The following is a 7,704-nucleotide window of genomic DNA, read 5'->3' on the forward strand; positions in this document are numbered from 1 at the left end:
GAGCATGAAATCTACAGTTCCGCGACCTCCGCTGGAGATACTGGCTGAACTGGGGAGGGTCCCGGTTCCAAATTTGCCTACAAAGGAACCTGCTCCGTTGTGGGCCAACTGGGTTTTGAAAAAATAGCCATCCCCGATTTTGGCCAGGACATTAAGACGTGCCCAGTAGAGATAGTAGAAATCGCTTGAGTTATTGCCGTAGTCGCCTTGATCTGTCACATCAAGGCGGGGACGGACGCGAGCATCCCCTGAAAAGGTGATGTCTGCAAAGGCTGCTGTGAGCGTGAGCAGCGCGACGATTGTTGTAACAAGAAATTTTGACATGGAAAACCTCCGATTCAAATACTTTACCCCCTCCCCTATTCCAAACTAATCCTGATAGCGCCAGGTAGGCATATAAAAGGGCGTGTATCTGACGAGCAATGGCTGTGCCATAACAGCTAAATTTTCCAGATCATGTTGACTGTTCATTGTTTATCATTATTTTTTTTGAAAATTGGTAAAATGTAGCTAATCGTCTGAAAATGTCAAATTAGAGTTGGGGAGAGGAATGCATTCTGTATCAAAAAGTTTGATCAAATGTCCATATTGTGGGTCTGAATATGTATCAAGGATATATCGCAGAAAATTGATGAAGTTGTTCAAGAACAGAAAGCGATATATCTGTTCAGAATGCGGAAAATGTTTTTATTGTCGCAAAAGTCATCCAGTTCAAGCAGAGTCGAATATGAGTACTGCTCTTACGCTAAGGTGTTTTAACTTTTTCAGATCATAGAGAGTTTGTCGCTCATCTCGATCCCTCTTCGCCCCATGGGGTACGCCGGACGGATACGACTCTCACTTCATTCGAATCACTGGAGCCCGCTGAGCGGGTCGATGAGCGGTGACTAAAAGGACGCTACCTCCGCTATTGCGGGGTTCAGTGATCGCGTAGCGATGGTATCGAAGCACCGATCCTCAACCACTCATCTCGACCAGGATCCCCTTTGGTATATTTCCAGCTTGGTCATACTGGTGTACCATTCATCGTAATCGAAAGTCTCAAAGAAATCTTCTCCTGAATATTCATGGTAGTGACTTAAAAAGCCATCTGCCACACTCAAACCAACCACATTCAAATCATAATCAAAGTTATAGAGATACGTTACCCCTGAATTTGCATTCCCCAGTACGACAATTACGACAAATCCGTGTTCACTATCAGGAAATATATCGGCAACATTGGTGCGGGCATTGTTGTTTTGATAATCATATTTCCCCCAACTCGGAAATTTAATGTAGATCAGATTCGAATCCACAACCCCATTGATCAGACTGTGCTGTTCATCAGAAAAGGGGACCGTCCCGGAAAAGTTTCTTGAGGGGAAAATCGCTAGCGCTGCGGAATTGAATCCATTGTTGGTACAGCCCAACACAATTTCTTCCTCACCGTCCTGGTTTAAATCCATGAGCTCCATATCATAAATGGTACCGGGATGAATAAATTCATTGAGTAGCTGCCCATTGATATCGAACCTGACCAGCCGATTGGGAAACCAGGGCATGTGTGAGAAGCTGACATAAAACTCGTAGGTGGGGCTGTCCTTATGCTGAAAGGGATAAATAAAAGCAGTCGCATAATTATCGGAATACTCATTATCCCCAAATTTCAAGATGGGCTGGGTGGAATATTCCCATTTGATTGATCCATCCGTTTCCAGAAACATGAGCTTGCCATTGAACTCGTGCTGCTTAACTGCTGTTCCCAAAATCACCTCGTTCTCCGTATCCCCATCAAAATCGTGGATTTGCAAATGGTTATAAATCGGATTTTTGGGAAGGGGTTTCTCCAGCACCTGGGGGTTATGTCCCAGATCCACTTTCCATAGGTAACGACCACTGCGATTGAGAATTGTAACAGATTGCCCTTCAACCCGATAACTGGATGGGTTTCTGTCCGATACCACTTCTATACCCCACCAGATCAACACTGTCAATATCAGCAGGCCAATAATCCCCTGGAGCAACTTGCTTTTAGTTAGATGATTTTTCAGCCATTTCCGCAAGTGAATTTTTTCATAAGTCACCAGCTCTTTATCATGGAGAGCTTCAGCCAGGGTGGAAGCACGCCTTACTTGAAATTGCTTTTGTGGGAATTGTTGTTTCAGTTTCTCAAGGGTATTGTGAGCTTCGGCAAAATTCTCAGCGGGTATGGCCATTAAACTAAGAGGTGAAAAAAAGGCGGTCTGGATCTTTTCTTCCAGGGCAGTCTGGTCAACGCTTCTGACTGAACCTCGAAGATCCATCCCCCCTGTAAATGCAATATGCCTTCCCAGACGATGCTGTTTGCGAATGTTGGCATCTTTTTCCAAACGGCACAGGGACAAGAGCGCCATACCCAACCCAAAACTGGCACCTGTATGCAGCTGCTCGGTGGCCGGGAATCCAAAACTTACTGTATAGTAGCGACCTTTTGGTTTTCTGAGCACAGTATGCTGTTGACGCGCAGCATGCAGCGCATCCTGGGCCTGGTAATTGACCAGGTCGTCATTGGATATGGGATGATTGTTAAAAGAAATGATATCCTGCTGTCGATGATTCTGATGCGGTTCAAGATCCAGCTCAAGCGGATTCAGAGTGCCAACAATAATCTGCGTGTCTTCACCATCATCAAAATGCTCAACCAGGGGCACCCAGACCGATCGATTTTCCCATCCTGAAAAGGAAGTTGATACAGCTTTTTGGTAGCTTCGAATTTCAGCGGCAATTTCTGGGGCGGCCTGCTGGCTTTTCAACCAATCCAACAGTGTATCCAGGTCATGGATGTTCATCAGCTGGGACATATCCATGGTGCATGGAAACCGCGCCTGGCCCAGGGTGACCGCCCGCTTGAATTCCCCCAGGCTCAGATAGCAGGCAAAGCGTTGCTGCCAGGAAATTGCAAGGGCATGCTTCAATCCAGATACCTGGAGGACGTGGCTCTCATCGTGGGCGAGAAAGTCCAATGTCTCATGAAACGCTTCCAGGATATGGGGTGGTTGATAGCTGAGACAGGAGACAGTGCTTAATTCCACCAGGTGTGACAATAATTCCTCGTAATAGGAAAGATTCAGAACCGGGTTGTTTCTTTTTAAAAGTGAATCGCAGAATGTTCCCAGGAGTCGGGTCTTTAAGCGGGGACTTATCCGTAGCGACAGTTGAAAACGAAGTCTCTGAAAGCGGGTTTCGTAGACGAGTAGGTCTTTAGGTGTATTCAATGGGTAGGCTGAAACTATTCGAAGATTTTGACCTGGAGGTCGGTAGGGTGGTCAAGTTCCTGGAAGAGGGCTACCCCGCGTCGGGTTGATTGAATCAGTCGCTGGCCATTTTCTCTGATAACCATGACCCTGACTTGCTCCAAATCGGAGTGAAGCGCATGGGCCTCTAACGTGACCTTCAGGTGGTATTGGCTGCCAGCTGGCGTGATCTCAAGTTTGATCTTGCGTGAATCACCACGCTCCAGGATGATCTCCCCTGCCCCGAGTTGAGTTTTTTGAGCAATGAACAACTGCTTTAGATCGTAGCTATCGCTGGCTGTTCGGACCTCCACGCCCAATTTTTCAATGGGTGGCAGGTCTATTTTACCCAGATGAATGCGTCCCTGGCCATCGGTGACATACTCACGATCCATGCCGATAATATGCACCAGGACGTTGGCATACAGGGCTTCGCTATCAGCGATGAGAAAAAGGGTATATTCATTCTTCGGATCGCGTAGAACCCTGATCATGAGTTGTCCGTCTGCGCTGGCGAACACACTGATGCTTTTGGTGCCCTGTGGGCTTGCTTCAACACCTGAATCGGCAACCAGGGCATGCTTGTATTCAGGAATTTGTCTTGGAAGGGGTAAGAGATGCAGCGCATCAAATTTATAAATACCTGAAGGCTTGTTGCTCAGGTGCGCTTCCAGGGTCTGGAGCGTGTTTGTCTCGGCGATGCGTTTGTATTCGTCCTGAACCGCTTCATAGAAGGTGACCAGCTCGGTTAAGGCAGACTGGCATAAATTGCAGACCGTCAGGTGAGGAGGCAGCACAATGCGCCGTGATGACAGCTGGTCCAGAGCGAGTCGCTCCAGTTGGGCAGATGTAAGACAGGTTTCCATACTTTATTTGAGTAGCTTCATTTGAGATTCTTTCAAAAAACCCTGTTCCGAAATCCAACTCTGGAGCCAGGACTTTCCAAGTTTGATAAGATATTCCAATCGTCCCCGATGGATGTGCCATTGTCCATTCATAAGAATTTGTGACCCGGTAAGCTCCACATAGTGGGGTAACTTTTCAACAAAACCATCAGAGACCAGATCTGAAAAATACAGGTTCAGCAGTTTCTGGTAGTGGCGAGACTGGCTTGCATTTATTTTACCCTTTTCAAGGTACTTGTTAAGGGTAATCTCGGCCAGATGGTCTGTCAGGCAAGTCAGAGGGATGTTATAGCGTGTCAATTCAGAGTCACTTGACGTATCTGTATTGGAGACCAGCTGATTCTCAAGGTCTTCCACATCCAGCTGGGAGATATTGGTGAGCTGTTTTAGCAGGTTGTACAATTGTCCCCTGCTGATGAAATGCTGATAATCCGGGTTGGTGCGAATAGCGACCAGGACAGTTCTGACCACCTTGGGGAGGCCATGATGCCCATTGATGGCGTCCTGCAGCCAGCTTCTTAAAATCTCATCGGGGATGACTTCGGCACAGGGATTCAGGGAGTCAGGTGGATTCTCAGCTTTTCCAGCCCAGCTTATTGCCGTAATAAACATCCACAAAATAGTTATTTAGAACTCCATTTGTGAATAAAGGCATGGTCTTAGCGGCAATACCATCACCATCATAATAACGACTTCCCAAACCTCGAACGATGGATGGTTCATCCGTTATCGTCAACAGCTCCGATGCGATTTTCTGACCCTTTTTATCAGCCAGAAATGAATTCTTTTGCTGGATAGAACCCGCACTCAAAGGACCCAATAATCGCCAGAACAATCCAGCAGCATTGGAATTCTCCAGCAGAAGTGGCATGGTCTCAGAAGGCACTTTTGCAGCTCCAATTCTATCCTGGGTCCTGGCCAGAGCCTCCAGAGCGGTTTGTTCAGCGTCAACCAGATCTTCCAGATGACGCGCCCGATAATAGCGCCAGCCCTCAGGTTTTTTATCGCCTTCGCCCTGCATGGAAACAGAAGCACCCTGCGTGAATGAGGTTGATTCCGTATGACCCTCAAAGCCATTTGATTTCAAGTGGTAGCTTTCACTATGATTATCATAAAATCCTGAAGCAATTGAAATAATACGATCATCTTTGCCCTTCAGGTAGGCTCCCAACTCTTTGGCTCTGTTCTGGCGCTCTTCAGCAGTGATATCACTCTGACTTGAATCATTTAAGTCAAGGTCACCTTCGGGCTGACCCTTGTACAATTCAGGATCAGGGAGTTTGCGAAATTCATCTGCTTCCAGGAAGCTGGTAAGATCCACTGCATTGCGGATGAATTTTTCCAGAGATTCCTTGCGCAAATCATTGGTTGAGTGACTGGAATAGCGGCCATTGGCAAAGAGCTCAATCCACATGGATTGTTGTGTTGACTCTTTCAGGGTTTCGACCTTGCCATCGCGATAATCAACGGATACGCTGCGGGAGTGATTTATACCAAGAGCTGACTCGGATGCACCGAACTGTCTGGCTTTTTTCTGAATCCAATATCCCAGATCTAAATAGACATTCTTTTCCATAATTAACCTCTACCTCCCACCGTTATGGATGAAACCAGTACACTGGGCATTCCCTGCGACACCGGGACACCCTGACCATTCTTGCCACAGGTCCAGCCGCCTTCGGCCATCTTCATATCATTGGCTACCATGGTGATTCGCTTCAATACTTCAGGACCATTCCCAATAATATTTACATCTTTGATGGGAGCTGTGATTTTCCCCTTTTCAATAAGTGAACCAGATTTTACATAAAAGGTGAAATCACCAGGTCCAATATTGACCTGACCATTGGTAAACTGATCAGCCAGGATACCATAATCAACTGAAGCGATCATTTCCTCAAACTCATGAGGACCGCTTTTCATATAGGTGTTGCGCATCCGGGGCATTGGATAATGTTTGAATGATTCCCGACGGCCGCTACCTGTTTGCGGTACCCCGTAATGTTCTGCTGAAATGCGGTCATGGAGATAAGTCTTAAGTATCCCGTTTTCAACCAGAACAGTTTCTTCTGATGGGACACCCTCATCATCCACATTGATAGATCCACGGATATTGGGGTTGGTTCCATTATCAACAATAGTAATAAAGTCTTCGGATACCTTCTTGTTGATCATATCTGAGAAAACGGATATACCCTGGCGGTTGAAGTCTGCCTCCATACCGTGTCCAATGGCTTCGTGAAGCAGGATACCTGCACTACCCGCTGAAAGGACTACAGGGAATTCTCCGGCTGGTGGTGTCTGGGCTTCAAACAGTTTTATGGTTCTGGCAACAGCTTCCCGGGGTAATCTCTCCAAACGTTCCTGGGTCAGGAAACTGATATCATCGCGAGCTGAAAAATCAAAATAATTATTCTCACGACGTCCATCTTCCTCGGCAGTACAACCCACGGAAATTCTCAGCATGGGTTGATAATCTGAAGCGAGTCCACCTTCTGAATTGACCACCAGGATATAGTTTTCGCTATCGCTGAAATTCACGCTGGCCTTCACGACCCGTGGGTCTTGCTTGAAAACATCATCATTTATGGACTGGAGCATCGTGACTTTTTGTTTGGCTCCAACATCTTCAAAACTCACCTTAGTATCATAATAATTCATGAGTTTGGTGGCGTTGAAAGTTTCAGGGGCTGCCTTGGGTGTACCCGATGCAATACCTGCGGCTGTTCTAGCAGCGGCCTGCATGCTGCCCAATGAAATATCTTCAGTAAAGGAATAACCCGTCTGGTTTCCCTTCAGGACGCGGATACCTACACCCAAGGTGACATTGGTACTGGCGGAATTGACAATGTTGTCCTGAAGACGAATTGAATTACTCACCTGATTCTGGAAAAACAGATCACAGTAATCACCCCCATAGTAGAGGGCTTCAGCCATAACCTTACGCACCATGTCTTCATCTATTCCAAATCTCTGAAAATAAAAACTATATGGGTTGTCACCGGGGGACATTCCAGCAAACCCGGAGCGGACAAATCCGGGGAGGGTAGCCAGGGCCAGTCCGGTTCCCGTTATTTTAACGAAATCACGTCTGCTCATATTTACCATACCTTATTCCTTTCAATGAAATAATAAAATGCATAGGGGTCTAACCTATTCAATGGGATAGCTTCCACCAAATTTATTCTAGAAGTAAACGCCCGAATCGATAAATGGTTCTATGTTGGGTTGAATGGTTCCATGGGCATTGAGGTAGGGTGATTTGGTCTTCGTCTTCGCGAGCGATAGTAAAGAGCGCGGCGATCCATCCATAACATGCGATCAATGATACCTGTTGGGGTTTGGTCATAGGGAGTGGGTTCGAGGAGTTCTATGGGTTCTGGGTGATTTCTTGTCGGGGTTCAAGCAAGATTAGCAGGTCGGATGGTGAGGAGTGGGATGGGGCAGAAACGTTGAATTTTTTCTGCAGTGGATCCTCGAAATACATCTGATACATTGCTGCGACCCTTAGAACCAACAATCATGAGATCGACAGCTTCCTCTTC

General features: G+C 46.6%; 7 protein-coding genes. All 7 read right to left on the reverse strand.

From position 1 onward, the window contains the following. Positions 1-324: hypothetical protein (locus tag ISR87_15000; protein MBL7026749.1), on the reverse strand; the 324-nt coding region annotated here is incomplete at its 3' end. A 641-nt stretch (positions 325-965) separates the two neighbouring features. After that, positions 966-3,236, reverse strand: coding sequence for a hypothetical protein (locus ISR87_15005; protein MBL7026750.1), 2,271 nt, complete (start codon positions 3,234-3,236; stop codon positions 966-968). Between the two features lie 14 nt (positions 3,237-3,250). Beyond that, a complete protein-coding gene (locus ISR87_15010; protein MBL7026751.1) occupies positions 3,251-4,120 on the reverse strand; it encodes a hypothetical protein in 870 nt (289 codons plus the stop codon). A 3-nt stretch (positions 4,121-4,123) separates the two neighbouring features. Then, positions 4,124-4,771: a hypothetical protein gene (locus ISR87_15015; protein ID MBL7026752.1), complete on the reverse strand. Its 648-nt coding sequence runs from the start codon at positions 4,769-4,771 to the stop codon at positions 4,124-4,126. Next, positions 4,734-5,735: a TldD/PmbA family protein gene (locus tag ISR87_15020; protein ID MBL7026753.1), complete on the reverse strand. Its 1,002-nt coding sequence runs from the start codon at positions 5,733-5,735 to the stop codon at positions 4,734-4,736. The genes ISR87_15015 and ISR87_15020 overlap by 38 nt, the downstream gene beginning before the upstream one ends. A 2-nt stretch (positions 5,736-5,737) precedes the next feature. Beyond that, positions 5,738-7,267 carry a TldD/PmbA family protein gene (locus ISR87_15025; protein MBL7026754.1) on the reverse strand — a complete coding sequence of 510 codons (1,530 nt, stop codon included), beginning with the start codon at positions 7,265-7,267 and terminating at the stop codon, positions 5,738-5,740. Between the two features lie 293 nt (positions 7,268-7,560). Beyond that, the coding region (locus ISR87_15030) for a universal stress protein (protein MBL7026755.1) at positions 7,561-7,704 on the reverse strand (144 nt) is incomplete at its 5' end.

The sequence above is a fragment of the Candidatus Neomarinimicrobiota bacterium genome (assembly GCA_016784545.1).
GTDB lineage: Bacteria > Fidelibacterota > UBA8477 > UBA8477 > JABMPR01 > JABMPR01.

What these genes read in the sequence shown, in the direction of transcription:
- ISR87_15020 (MBL7026753.1), bottom strand. Translation starts at nt 5,735, where the DNA reads ATGGAAAAGAATGTCTATTTAGATCTGGGATATTGGATTCAGAAAAAA.
- ISR87_15025 (MBL7026754.1), bottom strand. Translation starts at nt 7,267, where the DNA reads ATGGTAAATATGAGCAGACGTGATTTCGTTAAAATAACGGGAACCGGA.
- ISR87_15010 (MBL7026751.1), bottom strand. Translation starts at nt 4,120, where the DNA reads ATGGAAACCTGTCTTACATCTGCCCAACTGGAGCGACTCGCTCTGGAC.
- ISR87_15015 (MBL7026752.1), bottom strand. Translation starts at nt 4,771, where the DNA reads ATGTTTATTACGGCAATAAGCTGGGCTGGAAAAGCTGAGAATCCACCT.